This window comes from Paenibacillus sp. EKM206P, assembly GCF_011066155.1.
Taxonomy (GTDB): Bacteria; Bacillota; Bacilli; order Paenibacillales; family Paenibacillaceae; genus Paenibacillus; species Paenibacillus polymyxa_D.
Genome location: NZ_JAAMNQ010000100.1, coordinates 1 through 302 on the forward strand (window position 1 = coordinate 1; position 302 = coordinate 302).

Here is a 302-nt window from a genome sequence, read left to right on the forward strand (position 1 = left end):
GTAATAAAGTTGAGGACCGAGCGATGCTGGAGCATAACTCCTTTCGGATTTCCAGTCGAACCCGACGTATAGATGACATAAGCCAAATGCTCTGGGCGGGCAATCGTCTCCAGGTTGCTACTTTCTCCCTGATACAATGCGGCATCCTCAAGAAACAGGGTATTGGCATGGCAATGGTGTTCTTCTGCCAGTTCACGACGGGTCAGAAGCACTGCGGCCTCGCTGTCTTCCAGCATGTATGCAATACGAGAGGATGGAAATTCGGGATCAATCGGCACATAAGCACCGCCTGCTTTTAGCAC

The 302-nt window shown here is 51.0% G+C and carries 1 protein-coding gene; it reads right to left on the reverse strand.

Annotated elements, in window-relative coordinates:
• Positions 1 to 302: AMP-binding protein (locus G9G53_RS25890; RefSeq protein ID WP_165150905.1), on the reverse strand; the 302-nt coding region annotated here is incomplete at both ends.